The organism is Pyrinomonas sp. (genome assembly GCF_040289685.1).
Taxonomy (GTDB): Bacteria; Acidobacteriota; Blastocatellia; order Pyrinomonadales; family Pyrinomonadaceae; genus Pyrinomonas.
Map to the genome: position 1 here is coordinate 1 of NZ_PSLQ01000026.1, position 21,636 is coordinate 21,636.

The following is a 21,636-nucleotide window of genomic DNA, read 5'->3' on the forward strand; positions in this document are numbered from 1 at the left end:
ATGCGCGGCGCGGCGGACGGCGCGGCGGAAGCCGTATTGGCGCGCTTCAGTCCAAACCAATCGGTTAACGCACCCACCGCCGTCGCACAGATCAACAGCGCGACAGCAGCGACGCCCAAGCCCATGGCGCGACGACGACCATCGCCGCTCGCCACCATCGCAAAAGAGATGTTCTCGCTGGCGGCATCAGCTTCGTTCTCTTCACGCAATCGGGCGATCTCTTCTTCGGTCAATCCAGCGAGCGGATCGCCTACCGGAATCCCCTCATCCAACCGCCGCAACCCCTCGAGTACGACTTGCGCCCAAGGTTCGTGGATCGTCCTTTCGGCAGCCTCCTGCTGCGGTTGGAAGTCGAACCGCGCGTTGGGTTGACGCAAAGCGTAGTAAACGGCCTCGACGCCCGCAAGCGCGCCGACGCGCGCATCAACTAGCTCGCCATCTTTGATATGGAAGATGCCGGGGACTTGCGGGTAGGCGACCTTAAGCCGCCCCGTTTTGCGCTGATTGCAGAAGAATTCGATCAGTTCCGCAAGAGAGAGGTCGTTCAATTGTCCGGTTAAAGCCATACGAGTCTTCCTTTCGTTGCAAGGGACTACTGCTCGTAAACGAAGTTATAAGTAATCACGCCGGAGACCTTCACAGGCTGTCCAGAAAGCAAGGTCGGCGTAAAGCGCGCTTGCCGCGCAGCAGCCACCGCCGCTTCGTGCAACAACGTCGGGCCGCTAACAGCACGCGCCGAGATCACGCGACCGAAACGAGCAAGATGGAGCTTGCGCGCCGCGAACGCGAGCGGGCCGAGCGCGAGCGCCGTCAGGCTGAAAAGAGCGCGCGCGAAGCACAGCCTGTTGAAGCGCAGAAGAAGCAGGAGGCTGTTAGCGGGCAGACGGTGATAGTGCGCGTTTTTGTTGATGATCAAGGGCGCGTCTCGCAAGCGACGGTCGCCAATTCGCGCCCCGGCATGGAAGCTTACGAGGCTTCGGCGCTAAGGATCGCGCGCCAACGCCGTTACCCAAGCGGCAAGAGCGGATGGGTGACGGTTCCGATCAAATTCAATTGATCGGCTAGCTCCGGCTCACTGCCTTGCGGCGTTCTCAGGCAGTGATGACCTCGATTGAATTCGACTGACCAAGCGCGCGATCAGCCCATTCGGTCGGTTTCGAGAATTTCAACCTCGCCATCAACGACGCGCGCCAGGTACTCGCCATCACGCATAACCCACGCGATGCGATGTCCTTGGCGCGCGAGTTCGGCCCAGCGGCTCTTTTTGTTTGGATTTTGCTCGACTAAGCGCAGACCGTGACCGAGTTCGACGTAGCGAACGCCGGAGCGTGGGAACCGACGCACGTCGCTTTCACCGACGAACAGCTTGTCGAAAGCGCGGCGGATCTCGTCTGGATTGAGTTCGGTCTTCGTCTCATCGTTCATGGCAGAACTCCATCGCGGAACTAGCGGTCGAGCGCACGTCCGATCTTTTCAAGCAGTTCTTTGGCACGAAAGGGTTTGGCAACGTAGTCGTCGAAGCCAGCAGCCAAGGCTCTTTGTCGGTCGTGCTCCATGGCGAAGGCGGTGACAGCAATGCAGGGGATGCGGCGTGTGCGGCGCGTCGGCGCGCGCGTTCGCGCAGCACGCTCCAGCCATCGAGCGAGGGCATCGAGATGTCGAGCAGGATCAGCGAGGGCGATTCGCGCCGCGCCAGTTCCAAACAATCGCGTCCGTTCTGCGCCTCTCGAACTTGGTAGCCGTTGGATTCGAGGATGACGCGAAGCAGTTCGCGCGTGTCATCGTAGTCGTCGGCGATCAGAATCGTGATAGGCATGACTCGCGGACAGGTCTTACAACCAGCCCCGTCGTCCGATAGGAGATCTGCTGCGAAAAGGTTCGCCGCTTGGCGTTATAGCCCAGCGGCAGTTGAGGTGTCAACGGTCAGGCAAAATGTTGTTTTACAAAGATCGCGCCCAGAAGCTTGAGGAACGGTCCTTTCGCCAAGGTTGGGGATCAACCACTACATGCCTGAGCGGGAAATGGACTGCCGCTTACATTCCGGATGGCTTCGCCAAGATCGGGAGCTGGCAACGTGCAACAAGCGAGGGTTATTGGGCGAGGGGAAATGGCTTCTTCGCTGTGACCAGAAACACTCTTTAGCGGGCATGGAGAATTGGCGGCGATTTGTGAGCGCTACCCATGGCGAGGGTCAGAAACAACCTGTGTCGGGCAGAGATGCAGTGCTTTGAACGCTGCGCGCGCGGATGCGTAAGCTGAATCACATGAAGGCGAACGATTGTCATCAGGCGAAAAGAAATATCTTGACACCGCTTTGTGCGGGCGAGCATAATCCGGCGGAGCGAAGAGGGCCGCGCGTGTTTCGGTGGCCAAGACGCAGAGCTGGTTCTCAACGGTCTCGTTCGGACTAGATTGTTGGCTGCGCAGTTTGCGTGGCTGGGCAAAACTATTTAAGCAGCCATCCACTTGACACGCCTTGATGGAGGACTCCCCGAAGTGGTCAACGAAGAACTGGAAAAACAGATGCGCGCCGAGGTCGAAAACTTCATCACGGCTCGCCTGAGCGGCGTGCAGAACGAACTGGTGCGCTTGCAAGGTCAGATCAACGAAGCTTTCACGCGCACGCTTGAGCGTCTTGCCGACACCGTCGAGGGCGATGATGCGTCGCTGGTCGTCGCGTTGGCCGAGCATTTGCGTGCCGCCTACCGTCGCGGCATCGAAGATGCTGCCAACGAATCGGCGCATGCCAAAGCCGCCAGCGACGTCGCCGCTCTCAAAGCGGCGGTCGAGGAGTTTAATAACAAGCGCACGCAAGCCGAAGTGCTCACCGCGCTGGTCAATCGTGCGGCGTCGTTTGCACCGCGCGTCCTCTTCTTTGTCGTTAAAGGCGGACGTTTGATCGGATGGCGAGCGCGCGGTTTGGAAGGAACGGTGGGCGATGCAAGCGTGCGCGAACTCTCGCTCGCTCTCGCTCCCGAAACGTCGCTCGGCGAGGTGGTGGAGTCGGGAAGAACGTGGAGCGGAGAGCCAGACGAGCGATTCACGGATGAACGCCTTTTCGCCCACTTAGGCGGCGCGCGTCCGCAGTGGGCTGTGGCCGTGCCCATGATTGCGCGTGGCAAGACGGTCGCGGTGCTCTACGCTGATTCGGCGGCGCTCGGTCCGGAAGCTGTCAATTTGGAAGCGCTGGAGTTATTGACTCGCGTCGCGAGCATGGCCGTCGAACTGCTCGCGCCTCGCGCTGCCAGAGTCTCAGCTCCGCTACCGGCGCGGCCAGCGACCGAAAGCACCTCATCGGCGACTCCAGCAAGCGTCGAGCACGAGGTGCCAAGCGGACCGCAACAGGCAGCGGAAATTTCGCGCGAAGCACCAAGCGCCGTGCAAGCCGCACCGGCCCATGTTCCGAGCGAAGCTCCGACGGGCGGCGCAAGCGCTGCGATGCGCGAAGAACCGGCGCCCGCTGTTGAGCCAATTTCCGGACCAGCGCCTAACGGCGCGCCAGCGGCCACGCCTTCTTCGGCGCAAACGAGCACGCTCTCCGGTTACACCGCGCCGCTCGGCACGCGTTCTTTCCGCGGGGCGCCCATCGATCTTCCGATCGAAGTGCAGAGCGAAGAAGAGCGGCGTTTGCATACAGATGCACGCCGTTTCGCGCGCCTGCTCGTCTCCGAGATCAAGCTGTACAACGAGCAGAAGGTGCGCGAAGGGCGCGAACGAGGCGACCTTTATTCGCGCTTGCGCGAGGAGATCGAACGTTCGCGGCAAATGTACGAAAAGCGCGTCGCTCCGCCAGTAGCCGCGCGCTTCGACTACTTCCATTATGAGTTGGTCAACACGCTGGCCGAAGGCGATCCGGCAAAGCTCGGCCCAAACTATCCGGGCGCTGCCGTGCCGGGCCAGAATTGACCGCTTGCACGGCGATTGCAACGAGGACGCGCTCCGTAGTTCGCACCTGCGGCGAAGCGCGTCTTCGACTTTGTGGCCTTTCCCTCGTTTCTTGCACGCAGGGCTTTCCCCACTTCATGGCTGGAACTTATGCGAACATGAAGGTCGCTTGCGACTATCCGCGAGAGCGGCTTCCGTCTGAAAGGGGCGTCGCGCACGCCTGTTCCAGTCCTGGAGTTTGCCGGAGTTTGATTGGAGCGCGCACGCCTCGTCCCCTTTTCAACTCGCTTGTCATGCTTGTCATGCGAGCGAACAGCCCCTCTGCTTCGCTTGGTTCAGCCGCGCCTTTTATCCCATGCTTAAAGTCAGTGGCTTTACGGTTGGTAAAGCGCGATGATGAGCGATCGGTTTCTGCAGCTCGATCCTGTTGTTCGACGCGCGAACGCACGTGCGCTCCCGCTGAGCCACGGCGGAGCTTCTTCGCAAGCGAACGGCGTCGCCCCTGGCGAGCATCATAGCGAGTAGCCTTGCGCCGCTACCTCGTCAAGGATGGAAGGATATTTGATATCGCTCACATCCGTGCGCGCATCGCGGCGGGAAACAGGGAGCATGTATGAGTGTGCATAGGGTCATCCGTGCGCGCGCATCGTGGCGCAGGCGATCCAGCGACGATCGTCGCTCCACGCCGCGCATATGCGCGCATTGCAGCGGCGTTCGATCAAGACGATCATAGCATCTCATCTGTGTCGCATTCGTGCGCGTGCCATGGCGAGGGATCTTGTGTTCCCGGCGCGCATTTGTCGTTCGATTGGATGAGGTCGAAGCCCTCTTTGCCAAGTTTGCCGTGAAAGGGGCTCGACCCCATTGGTAGAATCGTCCGCAGGTCGCGAGAAGCCGAAGCGTTGTTATTAGCATCGAGTCGCGAGCTTTTGCCGCGCGTTTGAGCGGAACCGGAAGGGGATAAGTCTTGCGATGAATCTCTGTTCGAGGGCGAGTCGAAAATTGTGTCTCGTTGTTATCACCTTCGCCTTGCTGTCGAGCGCTTTCATGAGCGGTTGCGAAAGCACGCCAGGCAGCGATGCGGACGACCTTGTGCGTCTGCGGACGTTGATGCGCGCGCCCGTCCTTCCGAACGATGATGTGCTAGCGCAATTGGAGGATGCGCACAGGGGAACGCCGCTCGGTGCTTTGGCGAGACTGGCGCGCGCGCGCGTGCGTTTCGAGCGCAAAGACTGGAGCGGGGCGGCGACCATACTCGCAGCCGATCTCTCGGCGACCGGATTGGAAGACTACGCGCTCTTCATGCGCGCGCGCGCCATGGAAGAGCTAGGCCGGCGCGTGGAAGCGCGCGCCATTTACGAAGAGCTGGCGCGAAAGTTCCCGCGCTCGCCGCGCATTCAAGCGGCGCGCGTGCGCGCTGCCGAACTGGCCGTTGATGGCGGGCAGGGTGCCGCCGTCCCGACCTTGCTCAAAGACTTGCTCGCGCAGAACGATCCATCAGCGTTGCTCATCGCCGCGCGCGCGATGGAAAGAAGCGGCGATACACGGCGCGCAATTGATTTTTACCGTCGCCTCTATTTCTTCGTTCCAGCATCAGCCGAAAGCGCCGAAGCGGCGGCGGCCATCTTGCGTTTGCAAGGCTCGCTTGCCGCAGAGAACGCCGACGAAGCGCGCACGCGCGCCGATCGCCTCTTTGAAGCGAAGCTCTTCAAGGAAGCGGCGGATGCCTACGGCGAACTGGCCGCACGTTTTCCTCGCGCGTTGGATGCGCAGGCCAATTTGCGCCGTGGGATCGCGGCATACAACGCGCGCCGTTTCGCCGAAAGCTTATCGGCGCTGATCGCCGTTCCCGCATCGAGCGGCGAAGCGAAGGCGGAAGCGCTCTATTACACAGCGCTCGTTCACGCGCAGACGCGACAGTGGACGGCGGCGCAAAATGCGGCGGACGATCTGCGGCGCCTTTTCCCGCAAAGCCCATTGGCGCCGCGCCTTTTTACGGCGCTCGGTTATGCCGCCCGCGATGCTAAAGATATCTCGCAAGCTACGCGTTTTTGGCGCGCCGGCGTTGAAGTTTTTCGCGGCGCGACCGAAGTGGCCGCTGCGCGATTCGAACTGGCGTGGTCGGATCATCAGGCTCGAAACTACGCCGCTGCGGCCAGAGGTTTCATCGAATACCTTGCCCTTTACGCCGACCGGCACACCGATTTTCGCGGTCGCGCTGCCTATTGGGCAGCACGCGATGCTGAGCGTGTGGGACGCCTAAGCGATGCGCGCGCTCTTTACGAAGCTTTGCAGAAGCGATACGACGCGACGTGGTACGGCTATTTGGCGAAACAGCGTCTCGCCGGAATTGGAAAAACAGCCGCGTCCGGCCTGTCCGACGAGGTGGCCAAAGCTATCGCCAACCTTGAGACGGTGAGCGTCGCCGCTGAGACGGCTGGACCCGCCGAGGATGAACGGCTCGCGCGCGCCGAAAAGCTCGCTGCTTTGGGGCTTGATGATTGGGCTTTCGAGGAACTGCAATTGGCCCGCACGCGAGCGCCCGCAAGCCCGCGCGTCAACCTTGCGCTCGCGCGCTTGCACCGCTTGCGCGGCGAGACCTTTCAAGCTTTCAGCGCGTTGCGGCAAAGTTATCCGGATTATGCGCAAATGAGGCCGGAAGAGTTGTCGCGCGAAGAATGGGAGATCTTCTACCCACTGCTTTACTGGGAGGCGATCAAGCGCGAAGCGCGCGCGCGTGGACTCGACCCTTATGCGGTCGCCGGCCTCATCCGTCAAGAATCGGTCTTCGACGCGCGTGCTGTCTCGCGCGCCAACGCTCGCGGATTGATGCAACTGCTGGTGCCGACGGCGCGCCTCGTCTCGAAACGCTATGGGCTGGCGGGCGACGTGAGCGCCGATGCGCTGCACGATCCGGAAACGAACATCCGCCTCGGCACCGCTTACTTCAAAGATCAAATCGAACGTTTCGGAAAGCTTGAATACGCTGCTGCCGCTTACAACGCCGGACCGAACCGTGTGGTCCAGTGGCTCGCCTCCTTACCGCCGGAAATCGATGAGTGGGTTGAGGCGATCCCCTTCAGCGAAACGCGCGGTTACGTGCAGGGCGTTGTGCGCAACATGTTGCAGTATAAACGGCTCTATGATGAGAGCGGGAACTTTCGCCCTGAAGTGGGAAGGAGAATAACTGCTGTCTCGGCTCCGGTCGGCACGCGCCCGCGTCGAACATCAAAAGAAGATGACTGAACCGTCGGCGCAGGCGGTCAGGTTGCGGAAAGCGATTCCCCGTCGATGCCATGTTTGAGCGCAACGTACTCGTGCGAGCGCTCGGTCTATTCCGCAGCGGAAAGCAATTTCTCGTCGATGATCTGTTTCGAGGGAGAGCTACCTTGCCGCTCTCCCTCGAAGTTTGTGAAGCGCGATCGCAAATCTTCCGTTTCAGCGCAAGGCGGTTAGTCGTCCCAGCGCAGCGCGCCAGCGTTCTTGTATTCGGTGACGCGCGTTTCGAAAAAGTTCTTCTCTTTGCGAAGATCGATGATCTCGCTCATCCACGGGAAGGGATTTTCGGCGAAGAAGACTTTTTCGAGGCCGATCTTCTCCAGCCTGCGGTCCCCGATGTAGCGGACGTACTCTTCGACCGTCTCGGCGTTCAAGCCCATGATCGGGCGCGGCAAACAATCGCGCGCGTATTCGCATTCGAGTTCGACGCCGCGGATGATGTTCGCCGTGATCTCTTTCTGGAAGTCTTCGGTCCAGATGTCGGGATTTTCGGCGACGATCGTGTTGATCAAGTCCGTCCCAAAGGCGAGGTGGACCGATTCGTCGCGCAGGATGAACTGGAACTGTTCGCCGACGCCGACCATCTTGTTGCGTCGGAGAAAAGAGAGCATCATGGCGAAGCCGGCGTAGAAGAAGATGCCTTCCATGATGAGGTAATAGCCGACGAGATCGCGAACGAAGCGCTGGATGTTCTTCGTCCCCTGAGTGGTGAATGCCGGGTCGAGAATAGCGCGCGTCATCTCGACGACGAAGTCGTCCTTGCGACGGATGCTCGGGATGTTGATGTACATCGTATAGACCTCTTCAGGGTCGAGTCCGAGCGTATCGCAACAGTAGATGAAGGTGTCAGTATGGATCGCCTCTTCGAACGCTTGTCGCAACAGATACTGACGGCATTCCGGGTTGGTAATGTGCTTGTAGATGCTGAGCACGATGTTGTTTGCCGTCAAACTCTCAGCGGTCGAAAAGAAGCCCATGTTCCACATCACGACCCGCCGTTCATCGGGCGTCAGGGCTGAGGGCGAACGCCACATCTCGACGTCCTTTTGCATGTTCACCTCTTCGGGCGTCCAATTGTTCGCGACGCCCATCTTGTAGTAGCGACGCGCCCAAGCGTATTTGATCGGCAAGATTTTGTTTGGATCGGTGACCGAGCAGTTGAGTATCCGTTTTTCGAACATGTTGATTCTCCTATCGAAAGAATCGGCGCGGCCTGCGCGCTCTCGCCTCCCGTGGCGGACGGCACGCTACGCGCCGCCTCGCTTGTTAGTGCGCCCTTCTCACTGGCAGACTTCGCAACCTTCATCGAGCGAGCAGACGGCGCCGGTCGCCTCGCTCGGCACTGTCGCGGCGACTTCGGGGGCCGCGTGCGCGCTCGCCGCATCGAGCGTGCTCTTTTCGATCCCCGAAGCGGCCAGCGTGCGCAGGTAGTATGTGGTCTTCAATCCCATCTTCCACGCGGTCGCGTAGACATCGGAGATGTAGCGTCCCGAAGTGCTCGCCGTGAAGATGTTGACCGATTGGCTCTGATCGATCCACTTGCTGCGGGCGGCAGCGTGTTTGACGATCCACATGGCGTCGATCTCGAACGCTTCCTTGTACTTCCGACGCAGCCGCGGCGGCAGGTCGGTGAATCGTTGAATGCTTCCATCCTGCTGTTTGAGACGGCGGACCGTCTCTTCGCCCCACAACCCCAAACGCTTCAAGTCCTCGACCAAGTAACGGTTGATGACCGTAAACTCGCCGCTGACGTTCGATTTCACGTAGAGGTTCTTGTAGATCGGTTCGATCGAGGGGAAGCATCCGGCGATGTTGGCGATGGTCGCCGTCGGCGCAATCGCCAAGCAGTTCGAGTTGCGCATGCCGAAGTGCTCGACGTGTTCGCGCACGGGTCGCCAATCCATGCGCGCGCTTTTGTCGACGCCCGTTTCGATGCCGCGCTCCTCTTCGAGCAGCGCGAGCGTGTCGAGCGGGAAGAGTCCGCGGTCCCACTTCGAGCCGCGGTAACTTTCGTACGGTCCGCGTTCGCGCGCCAGTTCTGACGAGGCGAGAATGGCGTGATAAGAGATGAACTCCGTCAGTTCATCCGAGAGCCTGACGGCCGCCTCCGACTCGAAATCGCAATCGAGCATGTAGAAGACATCTTGCAAACCCATGACGCCGAGTCCAACGGGACGGTGCCTGAGATTGGCGCGCGCGGCTTCCGCGGTCGGGTAGAAGTTCAAATCGATGACGTTGTCGAGCATGCGCATCGCGGTCTTCACGGTGCGCTCCAGTTGCGCCCAGTCAATCGCACGGCCTGCGACGTGGCGCGCGAGATTGATCGACCCAAGGTTGCAAACGGCCGTTTCGTCGCGCGAGGTGTTAAGCGTGATCTCCGTGCAGAGGTTGGAGGAGTGGACAACGCCGACGTGGTCTTGCGGCGAGCGTATATTGCATGGGTCCTTGAATGTAATCCACGGATGACCGGTTTCAAAGAGCATGTTGATCATCTTGCGCCACAGGTCGCGCGCGCGCACCTGTCGCCACAGCCGCATCTCGCCCCGTTCGGCGCGGCGTTCGTACTCGAGGTAACGACGCTCGAATTCGCGACCGTAAACATGGTGCAGATCCGGCGCCTCGTCGGGCGAAAGGAGCGTCCACTTGCCATCTTCGAGGACGCGCTTCATGAAGAGATCCGGAATCCAATTGGCCGTGTTCGTGTCGTGCGTCCGACGGCGCTCATCACCTGTGTTCTTTCTGAGTTCGAGGAAGTCCTCGATGTCGTAATGCCACGTTTCGAGGTAGACGCAAGTGGCGCCGCGCCGTTTGCCGCTGCGATTGATCGCCGCGGTGGTCGCATCGACGATTTTCAAGAAGGGGACGACGCCTTGGCTTGGGACGTTGGTGCTGCGAATCAACGCGCCGGTGCCGCGGATGTTGGTCCAGTCGTTGCCGACCCCACCGGACCACTTGGAGAGCTGCGCGTTGTCGCCGATGCATTTGAAGATGTGGTTCAGATCGTCTTCGACCGTCGTGATGTAGCACGAACTCATCTGCGGATGGGTCGTGCCAGCGTGAAAGAGCGTCGGCGTCGAAGGGACGTACAGCAGGTTCGACATCAAGTCGTAGAACTCGATGGCGCGCCCTTCTGGGTCCTGCTCATTGAGCGCCAGTCCCATGGCGATGCGCATCCAGAAGTGTTGCGGCAATTCGAGGATCTTCTGCGCGTGATCTCGTTGCAGATAGCGGTCGTAGAGCGTCTGCGCGCCGATGTACTCAAACAACGCGTCGCGTTCGGGATGGAGCGCTGCGCTCATGCGCGCGAGGTCGAAATCGAGCAGACGCGCGTCGAGCCGTCCGGCTTTGACGCCGGCTTCCACTGCCCGGGCGAGAGCGTGCCGATAAGCGTCGGCGAAATCAGGTGAGAACTCATCTTTGCCGAGCAACTCTTTGTAAAGGTCGTTCCACAGGACGCGCGCCGCAAGCTGCGAGTAGATGGGGTCGCGTTCGATGCGCGCGCGCAGCGTCAGGATCACAGCGCGGTTGATCTCTTGCGTGCTAATCCCATCGAAGAGGTTGAGACACGTCTCATCGACGATGGCATCCGTTTCGATCCGCGCTCCCGGAAGCTTCGCCGCGATCTGCCGTAGCGAAGCCTCTAGTTCCCGCAGATCAAACGGCGCCATGCGCCCATCCCTTTTGCGGACGGCGATTTCGCTGCGGCGGAGACGTTCCAGCAGTTCATTGCGCCGCGCCAGACGCACGCGCTCGCGCTCTTTGCGGTAGAGGATGTAAGCTTTGGCGACTTCGAAATGGCCGGCTTCGCTCAGCTTTCGCTCCACCGTGTCCTGAATGTCTTCCACGCCTGGGAAGACTTCGACGAAACGTCGCTCTAAATCCTCGATGACCTTGTCGGTGATGGCGGCGATCTCTTCGTCCGAAATGCGCACCCTGGTGGCGATGAACGCCTTCTTCATCGCAAGCTCTATGCGCGTGCGGTCGAAATCAACGATCTCTTGCGTTCGCTTCTTTATCTTTTCGATGGGCATCTTTGGGGTTCTCCTGCACGAAAACTTTCGGAAACGAAGGCTCCGGACCGCTTCTGCTCGACCGGACGCGCTTGATGATCGCCTCTCCCCCGGCTTGCAGAGCGTCGAACAGCTTCTTTCAGCAAAGACCGTGAAGCGCGCAAGAATATAGACGAGGGCGCCGTTGGAGTCAAGGGCGAGCCTCAACCTGTTGTGTTTCCGAACAGAAGGTGTGCCATCCCTAGTGGTTCACGGGCGAAGCGCGAGACACGCGACGGGCACCCCATCGAAGTCGCTCGACTTGGCGCTCGCCCGGCGCTCGGGTTATGGTAAACGACATGAGCGGCTATCTACGTCTTGCGCGCAGTTTGTGTCGTCGGGCGGGTCTTTATGCGGTCGTCTGCTCTTTGTTTCTGACCGTTTTCGCGGAGGCGAAAGCGCAGCGAAAGGCATCGTCGTCGCGTCCAGTCGCCAGCGCGCTCATCGTTCAGACGGAGCCGAACGCGACCATTTGGCTCAACGACGTGCGTTGCGGGACGACGGATGGGCAAGGGAATCTGCGCGTCGGGCGCGTTCCGGCTGGAAGCTACCTGCTGCGCGTGCGCGCGCGCGGTTTCAAGGAAGCGAGCTTGCCTGTGCGCGTGCCGAGCGCGCGCGCTGTGCGCATCCGGCTCGCGCGCACAAACGATCAGGCGGAACTCGCCTTTCAGCAAGCGGAGGAGTTACGCGAGCGGGCCAAGAGCGAAGAGGAGCGACGGCGAGCCGTTGAGCTTTACCGTCGCGCCATCAGCGCGCGCCCGCGTTTTGCCGCCGCTCACGTCGGATTGGCGCGCGCGCTCATGGACCTCGGCGATTACGACGCGGCGCTGGCGGAAGTGGCTGCGGCGCGCCGCGCGCGCCCCGTCTATCCAGAAGCTTCCGCCGTTGAAGGGCGCGTTTTGCGCGCGCTCGGCGATTACGACGCGGCGCTCAACGCTTACCGCCGCGCCATTCGCGAAGGGCGCGGTTTCCAACCCGAAGCGCATACGGGAATAGGCATGATCTTGGAGGATCGCGGGCGCTACGAAGAAGCGGTTGCGGCTTTCAAACGCGCTATCGCGCAGCTCTTCGATACCGAGCCGGTGCTTTATCAGTTGCTCGGCTCCGCCTACGAAAAGATGGAGAAGTACAAAGAAGCGGTCGCCGCCTACGAAAGATATTTGGAACTGGCGCCGAACGGTAACTTCGCGCCAGCGATCCGCTCGATCATCGAACAGTTGCGCCAGCAAGCATCGGGCAACCGCGCGCTTCCATTCTAGGCTCGATCGTTCGACGGAAGACCTTGCACTGGATCGCGCGGGCATTATAAAGCACAGAGGCGAGGTGGTTATGTCGAAGATGGTACGTGCGCCGCGCGGCGCAAAGCTCAACTGCAAAGGTTGGCATCAAGAGGCAGCCCTTCGTTGCTTGATGAACAATCTCGATCCGGAAGTGGCCGAGCGGCCCGAAGACCTCGTTGTCTACGGCGGACGCGGACGGGCGGCGCGCGATTGGGCTTGTTTTGAGGCGCTTGTGCGCGAGTTGCAACGGTTGGAGAACGACGAGACGCTGCTGGTCCAGTCAGGCAAGCCGGTCGCCGTCTTTCGCACGCACGAATGGGCGCCGCGTGTGCTGATCGCCAACTCGAATCTGGTCGGCGCTTGGGCCACGTGGGAGCATTTCCACGAACTCGAACGGCGAGGGCTGATGATGTACGGTCAGATGACCGCCGGCTCTTGGATTTACATCGGGACGCAGGGGATCGTGCAAGGGACGTTCGAGACCTTTGCCGCGATGGGCGAAAAGCATTTCGGCGGCGATCTTTCCGGCAGGTTCATCGTCTCAGGCGGCATGGGTGGCATGGGCGGCGCGCAACCCTTGGCGGCGACGATGAACGGCGCGGTCTTTCTCGGCATCGAGGTCGACCGCGAACGGATCGAGCGGCGCGTGCGCACATCTTATTGTGACCTGCTCGTCGAAGACCTGGATGAGGCGCTTCGCCTTTGCGAAGAGGCGCGAGGCAAAAGACGTGCGCTTTCAGTTGGCCTCGTCGGAAACTGCGCCGAAGTGCTTCCCGAACTGGTCCGGCGCGGCATCCATATCGACGCCGTCACGGATCAAACGAGCGCGCACGATCCGCTGAACGGTTACATCCCGGCTGGTTTGAGTCTGGAAGAGGCCTCAGAGCTTCGCCGTCGTGATCCGAAAGGCTACGTCGAGCGTGCGTTGGCGTCGATCGCGCGACACGTCGAAGCAATGCTCGCGCTCAAGCGGGCCGGAGCCGTCGCCTTCGATTACGGCAACAACATACGCAAGCAGGCATACGATGCTGGAATCCACGACGCTTTCGAGATCCCGGGGTTCGTCCCCGAATACATCCGCCCGCTCTTTTGCCAAGGGCGTGGCCCCTTCCGTTGGGTCGCGCTGTCGGGCGATCCGCGCGACATCCATCGCACGGACGACCTCGCGCTTGAACTTTTCACCGAAGATCGAACGTTGAATCGTTGGCTTCGGTTGGCCCGCGAGCGGGTGAAGTTTCAAGGGCTGCCGGCACGCATCTGCTGGCTCGGTTACGGGGAACGGGCGGAAATGGGCGAAGCGATCAACGAACTGGTCCGGCGCGGCGAACTCCGCGCGCCCGTCGCCATCGGGCGCGATCATCTCGATGCGGGATCGGTTGCCTCGCCTTTTCGCGAGACCGAGAATATGAAGGATGGCTCCGATGCGGTCGCCGACTGGCCCATCTTGAACGCGCTGTTGAACACGGCGAGCGGCGCAAGTTGGGTCTCGTTTCATCACGGCGGCGGCGTCGGCATCGGATACAGTCTGCACGCCGGACAAGTTACCGTCGCCGATGGGACGGAAGAGGGCGCGCGGCGAATACATCGCGTGCTGACGAACGATCCCGGATTAGGCGTTGTGCGCCACGCCGATGCTGGCTACGACGAGGCCAGCGAAACGGCGCGCGCCAAGGGGATCAAGATGCCAATGCTCTAAACGGCAAAGATCGCTGAGCGAGATGCTAATGCCTTATAAGCCGATGCCGCGATGCTTTAAACGACGCTGCTCACGCGAAGATGAGCGAGGCGTTGATGCTTCGAGCGGGCTGAGAGAGATGGCTCTCTGAGTTTTATCCTAGGATAGGAGCGTTGCCGACATTGCTCGATTTCGCGGTTCAAACGGCGCGCGAAGCCGGACGCATTTTAGCCGAGCGTTTCGGGCGCATTACCGAAGTTTCGCACAAAGGTGAGATCGATCTCGTAACGGAAGCGGATCTTGCTTCCGAGCGTTTCATCGTCGAGCGTATCAAAAATCACTACCCGCGCCACGCCATTATTGCCGAGGAATCGGGGCGGAGCGACGCTAGCGAGCGGCGGAGCGATTACGTTTGGATCGTCGATCCGCTCGATGGGACGACCAACTACGCGCATGGGTATCCGGTCTTCGCCGTTTCCATTGCGCTCGAATATCGAGGCGAGATCGTGCTCGGCGTCGTCTACGATCCGATGCGCGATGAGATGTTTGCCGCTGAACGCGGCGCGGGTGCGACGTTAAATGGGCGTTGCATCCGCGTCTCCGATGTCGAAGACCTGAACAAGGCGATGCTTTGTACGGGCTTCCCGTATGATGTGCGCGAGCGCGGCGAGTTCGCGCGCCATTTTCGCAACTTCATCATGGCAGCACAAGCCGTGCGTCGTGATGGCAGCGCGGCGCTCGATCTCGCTTACGTCGCTTGTGGCCGCTTCGATGGCTTCTGGGAAGAAGGTTTGAATCCATGGGACGTGGCCGCCGGAGCGTTGCTCGTTGAAGAGGCTGGCGGCCGCGTGACCGATTACGAAGGGCACTCGTTCTCGATCTACCGCGCGCCCGTGCTGGCGAGCAACGGCCTCATTCACGAAGCGATGATGCGCGTTCTCGTCGCGCCCTGAGATCGCCTCGCAGCTCTTGCGCCGACGGTCAGCGCTTCGTTGTTGGCATGAAAGCCGTCGTTGCCTTGTGCGAAGGTCAAAGCGCCGATGCGATGCGCGCGCGCAGGGCTTCCGTCTCCTGCCGCGCACGCTTTTTCGCCTCTTCACCGGGACGCAGCGCGATCCGATACGGTTCGTGGTAGATGACCTTGATGGGCGAAAAGCGCGGGAGCGTTTGGCCAACAGGCCAGACCCGATGTGCGCCGCGAATCGTCACCGGCAGAATGGGCGCTTGCGCTTCGATGGCCATGCGAACGGCCCCGGGTTTGAACCTTTTCAATGAACCGTCCGGATGACCGCGCCCGCCTTCAGGAAAAATGACGACGGCGCCACCGCTTCGGATCCATTGAATGGCGCGCCGGATCGCTTTTGGATCGCGCCCTTCAAGCTGTAGCGGCCACGCGCCAAAAAGGCGCATCAGCCGCCCGACGATGGGCCAATCGAACGCCTCATCCCACGCTAGATAACGTAACGGTCGTTTGACCGGAATGGAGATCCAGATCGGATCGAGATAGGTCTGGTGGTTGGCGGCGATGATCAATCCGCCTTCGCGCGGAACGAGATCCGCGCCGTGAAACTCTATCTCCCAGAGCAACTTCGATAGCCCGCGTGCGGGCGGGCGCAGCAATTCAATGGCCCACTGCGGCAAGATCCAAGGAGAAGGAGCGTTTCTTTTGTGGGACGAGATCTCTTCCATCCCAGCTCTTTAATATGACCGATCGGCGACCGAGGCGCAAACTTCGCTGCTGGCTCCAACTGATTCCAGCGCCAGCTTTGCGTGTGCGTTTTCGGCCCAGCAATCATCCCCGATGTCCTCGTCTGACTCTGATGCATCAGCGGCGACCTCTCGCGCCGCTGCCGGTGCCGAAGCGCTCTTCCCCTCGGTCGCCGCGCTTGACCGCGACGCTCGGAGGCGCGCGCTTTCAGCGATGGATCTTCTTCGCTCGTCCTTTTGTGCAAAGAGGCACTCAGCCGAGCCCTTCAATGGGCCATTTGCCGTCGACGAACTCCAGATGTAGCCGCGCGATGCGATCTGCTCCGACGCGCCGCGCGCGCACGACGGCGGTCACGACGAAATCAGGTCTGCGTGCATCGCGCACGCGGACGAACCGCCCGCGCTCGATCTCAAGCGTGGTAAAAACGGCGGCCCCTTCGGGACTGATGTTTTCCGTCACCGTCTCCTCGCGCGTGTGTTTGCCAGCGTCATCGTCGAACAGTTCAACAACGACTTCCACCGGAAGGTGAAGTCGAGTCCTCTCGGCTCGTTCGTCGACGCTTTCTGTGACCGACAACATGCCCTCGGTTTCCGATCCTTTCGGCTCGTAGCGGCAGGTCGGGTCGCGGAGGAAACTTTCGGGCGGGCGTTTGCCGATGAAGGCGACACCGACCTCGAAACGGGTCTCGCCGCCATCGCACAGGCGGGGCTGGACGTGCCGGACCAGCGCCCAAACGCGGTATTGCGGCTCGGTGTGATCGAAGCAGCGCAATTGACGAGGCATCGGAATCGTTAAGTGCAGCAAGCGCCCGCGCTCGGTCGGATGGCGAAGAAGAAAGCGCGCGCCGAACGGCGTGAGATCAAGCGAGCGCGTCATTTCACTCCACTCGTAATTCTGGCTTTCGCGCGCGCGAACGCGCAGCGGAAGGGAAAAGCTCAAGCGTTCGCGCAGACGGCGTGATCCCTTTTGGTTCACTTGCCCCCTCTTGATCTTGGGTGGTCCGTATCGGGCCGTCCGCTCGGCAATGCCCTTGGCCATCGCCTCGGCAAGACGGTACCGAGACGCTGAGGGCCTAGCTGTTGCGGTCTTTTGAGAAAGGCCAGTCGGAAATGAAAGTCACTGATTTATCAAAGACTTAAGCCTCCCACAGACTTGTCCAGACCGCGCCTTTGAGCTACAATATGATGTGCTTTTCGAACCTGCAGCGCCGGAGTCTCACCGTCGTTCTCGTTGCGACCTTCAACCCTGCTCCCAGCGGCGACACAAAGGCGAGATCGTTGAACTGCGGGACCGCGATGCGTCCGCTCGAGCGGTCAAGCGCTCCTTCACGGGCGGAAGGTCCTAGAGAGCGATTCTAAAGGCGGGAAGTGAAAACGGCAAGGCTGACGGCGCTGTGGACCTTGATCTGTGGCGAAAAGTGAAATTCGACTGAAGGGTTGGGAGATGGAAACAGGAAACGTTGAGCGTAACTACGTCAACATCGAGGACGAGATGCGGCGTTCGTATCTCGATTACGCGATGTCGGTGATCATCGGACGCGCGCTGCCTGACGTGCGCGATGGGTTCAAGCCCGTGCATCGGCGCGTGCTCTGGACCATGCACGAACTCGGCAACACCTACAATAAACCATACAAGAAGAGCGCGCGCGTCGTCGGCGACGCGATCGGCAAATACCATCCGCACGGAGACGCCGCCGTGTACGAGACGATCGTGCGCCTGGCGCAGGATTTCTCCATGCGCTATCCGCTCATCGATGGACAGGGAAACTTCGGCAGCATCGACGGCGACGCCGCCGCGGCAATGCGTTACACGGAAGTGCGTCTCGCTCGCTTGGCCGAAGCCGTTTTGGCCGACATCGAGAAGGAGACGGTCGATTTCCAACCGAACTACGACGAATCTTTGGCGGAACCGACCGTTCTGCCGGTTCGTTTCCCGAACCTTTTGGCCAACGGCGCGGAGGGGATCGCCGTCGGCATGTCAACCAAGATCCCGCCGCACAATCTAACCGAGCTTGTGGAGGCGACCATCGCGCTCATTCGCAAGCCTTCGATCAGCATCGCGGAGTTGATGCAGTACGTTCCGGGACCTGATTTCCCCACCGGCGGCTTCATTTACGGGCGTGAGGGCATACGTCAAGCGTACGAAACAGGGCGCGGGACCATTCAGTTGCGCGCGCGCGCGGCGATCGATCGCACGCGCCGCGGGGCGCAAGAGCGCGACTCGATCGTCATCACCGAGATCCCGTTTCAAGTGAACAAGGCGCGGTTGATTGAAACTATCGCCAATTTGGTCAACGAGAAGAAGATCGAAGGCATCATGGATCTGCGCGACGAATCGAACCGCGAAGGCATGAGAATCGTCATCGAGCTCAAACGCGATGCCGTGCCGCAGATCGTCCTGAACAAGCTTTACAAGATGACGCCTCTTCAGACCTCTTTCGGCATCATCAATCTGGCGATCGTCAACGGGCAGCCGCGCGTTTTGAATCTCAAAGAGCTGCTCGAAGCGTTCGTCGAGTTTCGGCGCGAGGTCGTCCGGCGCCGCACGGAATACGATCTACGCCGTGCGCGCGCCCGCGCCCACATCCTCGAAGGTTTGACGCGCGCCATCGAAGCGCTCGACGTCATCATCCCGCTCATCCGCAACGCGCGCAACGTCGAGGAGGCGCGGCGGTGGTTGATGGGCGATCTCGCGACGACGCGGGAGATCAAAGAGTGGAAGGGGGCGAATCAAGCGGCGTCCAGCTTCGTCGCGCAGATCGAAAAGACTATGGCGCGGCTGCGTTTCAGCGAGCAGCAGGCGCAGGCCATCCTCGACTTGCAACTGCGTCGGTTGAGCGCGCTTGAACGGCAGAAGCTGCTCGAAGAGTACGAACAGATCATCCGCCAGATCGCTGAACTCGAAGAGATTCTGGCGAGCGAGGCGGCTCTGCGGCGCGTCATCGTCAAGGAACTTGAAGAGGTGAAGAAGACCTTCGGCGATGAACGCCGCACCAAGATCATCGATGCGGGCGTCGAGCTGCGGATCGAAGACCTAATCGCCGACGAAGATGTCGTCATCACGGTGACCAAGTCGGGCTACATCAAACGGACGCCCGTGGCGACCTACCAACGTCAAGGGCGCGGCGGCAAGGGTCGCTTCGGCGCGACGGCCAAAAACGGCGATTTCGTCGAACATCTGTTCGTCGCCTCGACGCACGCCTACTTGCTCATCTTCACCGACGACGGCCAAGTTTACAAGCTCAAGGTTCACGAGATCCCGGACGCTCCAGCCGCCGCGCGCGGCAAAGCGATCGTCAATCTGATCAACATCCCGAGCGATCGAAAGCTTGCCGGCATCGTCGCCGTGCGCGATTTCTCCGAAGATCACTACGTTGTGATGGTCACGCGCAACGGCGTCATCAAGAAGACCGCGCTCAGCGAATTCCAGAACATCCGCTCGAACGGCATCAACGCCATCAACGTCGACGAGGGCGACGCGCTGCTCGACGTCGTTTTGACGGACGGCAACAAGCGCATCTTCATCGCCACGCATGATGGGATGGCGATCCGTTTCGATGAAGCGGAGGTTCGCCCCATGGGGCGCGCCGCCCGCGGCGTGCGTGGCATTGAACTGCGTGCGGGCGATTACGTCGTCGCGTTGTGCGCCGTTTCGAAGCAAGACCGCGAACGCATGCTGTCGATCAGCGAGCAAGGGTACGGCAAGCAAACGCCGATCAGCAATTACCGTTTGCAGTCGCGTGGCGGACGCGGTGTCATCAACATGAAGACCACCGACAAGACGGGCAAGGTCGTCGCCGTTTTCCCCGTTGAAGATGATTCCGAGGTGATGATCATCACGCAGCATGGCAAGCTGATCCGCCTCGAAGCGAGCCAAATTCGCCAGACTGGGCGCAGCGCGTCGGGCGTGCGGCTGATCAAAACGGAGGAGGGCGACAAGGTGACGAGCGCTTCGCTGCTTGAGTCGTCCGACGAAGAGGTGATCGACGCGACGTCCGAAGCGATCAACTGATGACGAGGGACGAAAGAGGGGGGCTGGTTGCGTGGATGCGCGCGGCGGGCGCTTTAGCGCTCGCGGCGTGGTTCGGCGGCGCGCTGCTGTTCAGCGCAACGGTGGCGCCTGCGCTCTTTGCGGTGCTGCCGAGCAGGGAACTGGCTGGCGCCGTAGTCGGGCGTGTGCTCCCGGTTCTCAACTGGTCCGGTCTGGCGGTGGCGCTGGCGCTTTCAGCGAGCGCCAGGCGGCTGGGAGCGCGACGCGCAGAGATCGTCGCGCTCGCGCTGTTTGCCGCCGCCAACCTTTGCGGGCTGCTCATCGGCGCGCGCATTCAAAGCTTACGCCGCGCGATGTCCGGCCCGATCGATGCGCTGGCAGCGACCGATCCGCTTCGTCAAGCTTTCGGGTACTGGCATACGCTTTCGGTGATCGCTTTAGGCGTCGGGCTGATCGCGGCAGCGGTCGCTTTCTTCGTTGCAGTGGGTCGGGAGCACAAGGCGCGCGATTAAATGGCCCTTTTATCAGTGGGGGAGCATCGCGCCAGCAGGAGGAGATCCTTCGTCTGTGTGACTTCATCGCTTCTGCGTGTGCGATGCGCCGTCGCTCGTAGCAGCACGGGAGAGTGACTTTTCAGCGCGTTTCGCTCTAAAATCACCGACTTCGCGTTCGAGCTAAAACGTTTTTCGGAGAAGGTCAGTGGAGACGATCGAGAAGATGGACGAGTGGCGCCAGCGCTATCGAGAGTGGGCGCGGGCGCACGATCCAGCGAGCGATGATCTGCAGGATTACCCTTTCATCGAAAACCGACGTGCGCCATTCACCCCTTTGCGTCGCGCGTTGCCGTTGTTGAATCTCGCGCTCGTCAGTTCGGCGGGCGCATACATCGACGGCACCGAACCGTTCGATGCCAAAGCCCCAGGCGGAGATACGACTTTCCGCGAGATCCCGGCCCTGATCGAACCCGCTGATCTGCGCTTCGTCGCGCGCGGATACGATCCATCGGCGGTGGAAAAGGACATCAACGCGCAGATCCCTTTGCAGCGTCTCTTTGAGTTCGAAGACAACAACATCATCGGGCGGTTGGTGCCAGCTTTCTGGAGTTTTTGCGGCTTTATCACCGATGCGGCCCGTTTCGTTGATCAAGCCCTGCCGCGGTTGATCGAGCGCATCAGGCGTTACGAAGCGCAGGCCGTGTTGCTTATTCCGGCATCGCGTCTTTGCCACCAGACGATGGGGCTTGCTGCGCGCTTCATCGAAGCCGCTGGCGTCCCGACGATGATGATCGCCGTTGAGCGTGAAGTCACCGACAACGTGCGCCCGCCGCGCGCGGGCTTCTACCCTGGGCAGTTCGGCGCGGTGGCCGGTCAGCCGAATTGGCCGGAGCATCAAAGGCGCGTGCTCGATGAAGCGCTGCGGTTGCTCGAACCGATGAGCGAGCCGGGCGTGCGTCGGCTGTCAGTCGATCTGGAGACCGAAGTCGAATTGCAGCGCGGTGAGAAGTAGATTCGGTTGCGCATCCCGCGACGAGATGTCAAGAGGCGACTCTTCGCGCGAGTCGCCTCTTGATGTTTGAAGAAGGTATCGAACTCATCCGGTTTATCTTCGCTATCGAAAAGGCGCAGCGCCGCAGAGCGGACGCGAAAAAAGATCGCTTTCGAGCGACCAAAAACCTTCTCGGCAATCGCGGTGACGCAGCTGAGCGCGTTTTGGTGGTATGATTAGGCGAATTGACATCCTCCCCACGGCACGCAGCCGGGGGATTCCCGG

Annotated in this window: 16 protein-coding genes and 1 pseudogene; 9 read left to right on the top strand and 8 right to left on the bottom strand. The window is 60.8% G+C overall.

Going from position 1 to position 21,636, the window contains the following annotated elements; translation table 11 throughout:
* Together C4334_RS07440 and C4334_RS14800 are read right to left on the bottom strand one after the other, a co-directional pair.
* Positions 1-566 (bottom strand): DUF4388 domain-containing protein (locus C4334_RS07440; RefSeq protein ID WP_352431453.1); only part of this gene is annotated, 566 nt, incomplete at its 3' end.
* Positions 567-592: 26 nt separating this feature from the next.
* Positions 593-745 (bottom strand): energy transducer TonB, encoded by a 153-nt coding sequence (locus C4334_RS14800; RefSeq protein WP_502943415.1) that lies wholly within the window; start codon positions 743-745, stop codon positions 593-595.
* Positions 746-763: 18 nt separating this feature from the next.
* Here C4334_RS14800 and C4334_RS07450 point away from each other — a divergent pair, with 18 nt between their 5' ends.
* On the top strand, positions 764-1,057 hold the full coding sequence (locus tag C4334_RS07450) for a TonB family protein (RefSeq protein ID WP_352431454.1): 294 nt from the start codon (positions 764-766) through the stop codon (positions 1,055-1,057).
* 80 nt (positions 1,058-1,137) lie between these two features.
* On the opposite strand, the gene C4334_RS07455 is transcribed toward C4334_RS07450, so the two are convergent.
* Complete coding sequence (locus tag C4334_RS07455) at positions 1,138-1,425, bottom strand: hypothetical protein (RefSeq protein ID WP_352431455.1); 288 nt, start codon at positions 1,423-1,425, stop codon at positions 1,138-1,140.
* Positions 1,415-1,816 (bottom strand): response regulator, encoded by a 402-nt coding sequence (locus C4334_RS14805; protein WP_502943416.1) that lies wholly within the window; start codon positions 1,814-1,816, stop codon positions 1,415-1,417. Before C4334_RS14805 ends, C4334_RS07455 begins: the two co-directional genes overlap by 11 nt.
* Positions 1,817-2,466: 650 nt before the next feature.
* Here C4334_RS14805 and C4334_RS07470 point away from each other — a divergent pair.
* Together C4334_RS07470 and C4334_RS07475 are read left to right on the top strand one after the other, a co-directional pair.
* Positions 2,467-3,906 (top strand): GAF domain-containing protein, encoded by a 1,440-nt coding sequence (locus tag C4334_RS07470; RefSeq protein WP_352431456.1) that lies wholly within the window; start codon positions 2,467-2,469, stop codon positions 3,904-3,906.
* Positions 3,907-4,932: 1,026 nt separating this feature from the next.
* Entirely contained in the window at positions 4,933-7,131 is a 2,199-nt protein-coding gene (locus C4334_RS07475; protein ID WP_352431457.1) for a lytic transglycosylase domain-containing protein, read from the top strand.
* A gap of 206 nt (positions 7,132-7,337) precedes the next feature.
* Here the strand turns inward: C4334_RS07475 and C4334_RS07480 are convergent.
* Positions 7,338-8,369: pseudogene (locus C4334_RS07480) on the bottom strand (ribonucleotide-diphosphate reductase subunit beta); the annotation flags it as partial.
* A 75-nt stretch (positions 8,370-8,444) separates the two neighbouring features.
* Positions 8,445-11,195 carry a ribonucleoside-diphosphate reductase subunit alpha gene (locus C4334_RS07485; protein ID WP_352431458.1) on the bottom strand — a complete coding sequence of 917 codons (2,751 nt, stop codon included), beginning with the start codon at positions 11,193-11,195 and terminating at the stop codon, positions 8,445-8,447.
* 317 nt (positions 11,196-11,512) lie between these two features.
* Between C4334_RS07485 and C4334_RS07490 the strand changes: the two genes are divergently transcribed.
* The 3 genes from C4334_RS07490 (at position 11,513) to C4334_RS07500 (ending at position 15,121) form a co-directional block, all read left to right on the top strand.
* Positions 11,513-12,472: a tetratricopeptide repeat protein gene (locus tag C4334_RS07490; protein WP_352431459.1), complete on the top strand. Its 960-nt coding sequence runs from the start codon at positions 11,513-11,515 to the stop codon at positions 12,470-12,472.
* A gap of 70 nt (positions 12,473-12,542) precedes the next feature.
* Positions 12,543-14,189: a urocanate hydratase gene (gene hutU / locus C4334_RS07495; RefSeq protein ID WP_352431460.1), complete on the top strand. Its 1,647-nt coding sequence runs from the start codon at positions 12,543-12,545 to the stop codon at positions 14,187-14,189.
* Positions 14,190-14,350: 161 nt separating this feature from the next.
* Positions 14,351-15,121 (top strand): inositol monophosphatase family protein, encoded by a 771-nt coding sequence (locus C4334_RS07500; RefSeq protein WP_352431461.1) that lies wholly within the window; start codon positions 14,351-14,353, stop codon positions 15,119-15,121.
* A 76-nt stretch (positions 15,122-15,197) separates the two neighbouring features.
* Here C4334_RS07500 and C4334_RS07505 read toward each other — a convergent pair whose 3' ends face one another.
* Positions 15,198-15,857, bottom strand: coding sequence for a lysophospholipid acyltransferase family protein (locus C4334_RS07505; protein WP_352431462.1), 660 nt, complete (start codon positions 15,855-15,857; stop codon positions 15,198-15,200).
* Positions 15,858-16,128: 271 nt separating this feature from the next.
* Complete coding sequence (locus C4334_RS07510) at positions 16,129-16,914, bottom strand: hypothetical protein (protein WP_352431463.1); 786 nt, start codon at positions 16,912-16,914, stop codon at positions 16,129-16,131.
* A gap of 405 nt (positions 16,915-17,319) precedes the next feature.
* On the opposite strand from C4334_RS07510, the gene gyrA reads away from it, so the two are divergent.
* The 3 genes from gyrA to C4334_RS07525 all read left to right on the top strand — a co-directional run bounded on the left by gyrA (position 17,320) and on the right by C4334_RS07525 (position 21,372).
* Entirely contained in the window at positions 17,320-19,887 is a 2,568-nt protein-coding gene (gyrA, locus tag C4334_RS07515) for a DNA gyrase subunit A (protein WP_352431464.1), read from the top strand.
* Positions 19,887-20,378 carry a DUF4149 domain-containing protein gene (locus C4334_RS07520; RefSeq protein ID WP_352431465.1) on the top strand — a complete coding sequence of 164 codons (492 nt, stop codon included), beginning with the start codon at positions 19,887-19,889 and terminating at the stop codon, positions 20,376-20,378. The genes gyrA and C4334_RS07520 overlap by 1 nt, the downstream gene beginning before the upstream one ends.
* 187 nt (positions 20,379-20,565) lie before the next feature.
* Complete coding sequence (locus C4334_RS07525; RefSeq protein WP_352431466.1) at positions 20,566-21,372, top strand: hypothetical protein; 807 nt, start codon at positions 20,566-20,568, stop codon at positions 21,370-21,372.
* Positions 21,373-21,636 lie beyond the last annotated feature (264 nt).

Bases quoted from the DNA above. Each gene is read 5' to 3' on its own strand.
- C4334_RS07450 (WP_352431454.1), top strand. From the start codon at position 764: ATGGAGCTTGCGCGCCGCGAACGCGAGCGGGCCGAGCGCGAGCGCCGT.
- C4334_RS07455 (WP_352431455.1), bottom strand. From the start codon at position 1,425: ATGAACGATGAGACGAAGACCGAACTCAATCCAGACGAGATCCGCCGC.
- C4334_RS14805 (WP_502943416.1), bottom strand. From the start codon at position 1,816: ATGCCTATCACGATTCTGATCGCCGACGACTACGATGACACGCGCGAA.
- C4334_RS07475 (WP_352431457.1), top strand. From the start codon at position 4,933: ATGAGCGGTTGCGAAAGCACGCCAGGCAGCGATGCGGACGACCTTGTG.
- C4334_RS07485 (WP_352431458.1), bottom strand. From the start codon at position 11,195: ATGCCCATCGAAAAGATAAAGAAGCGAACGCAAGAGATCGTTGATTTC.
- C4334_RS07490 (WP_352431459.1), top strand. From the start codon at position 11,513: ATGAGCGGCTATCTACGTCTTGCGCGCAGTTTGTGTCGTCGGGCGGGT.
- hutU (WP_352431460.1), top strand. From the start codon at position 12,543: ATGTCGAAGATGGTACGTGCGCCGCGCGGCGCAAAGCTCAACTGCAAA.
- C4334_RS07505 (WP_352431462.1), bottom strand. From the start codon at position 15,857: ATGGAAGAGATCTCGTCCCACAAAAGAAACGCTCCTTCTCCTTGGATC.
- C4334_RS07510 (WP_352431463.1), bottom strand. From the start codon at position 16,914: ATGGCCAAGGGCATTGCCGAGCGGACGGCCCGATACGGACCACCCAAG.
- gyrA (WP_352431464.1), top strand. From the start codon at position 17,320: ATGGAAACAGGAAACGTTGAGCGTAACTACGTCAACATCGAGGACGAG.
- C4334_RS07520 (WP_352431465.1), top strand. From the start codon at position 19,887: ATGACGAGGGACGAAAGAGGGGGGCTGGTTGCGTGGATGCGCGCGGCG.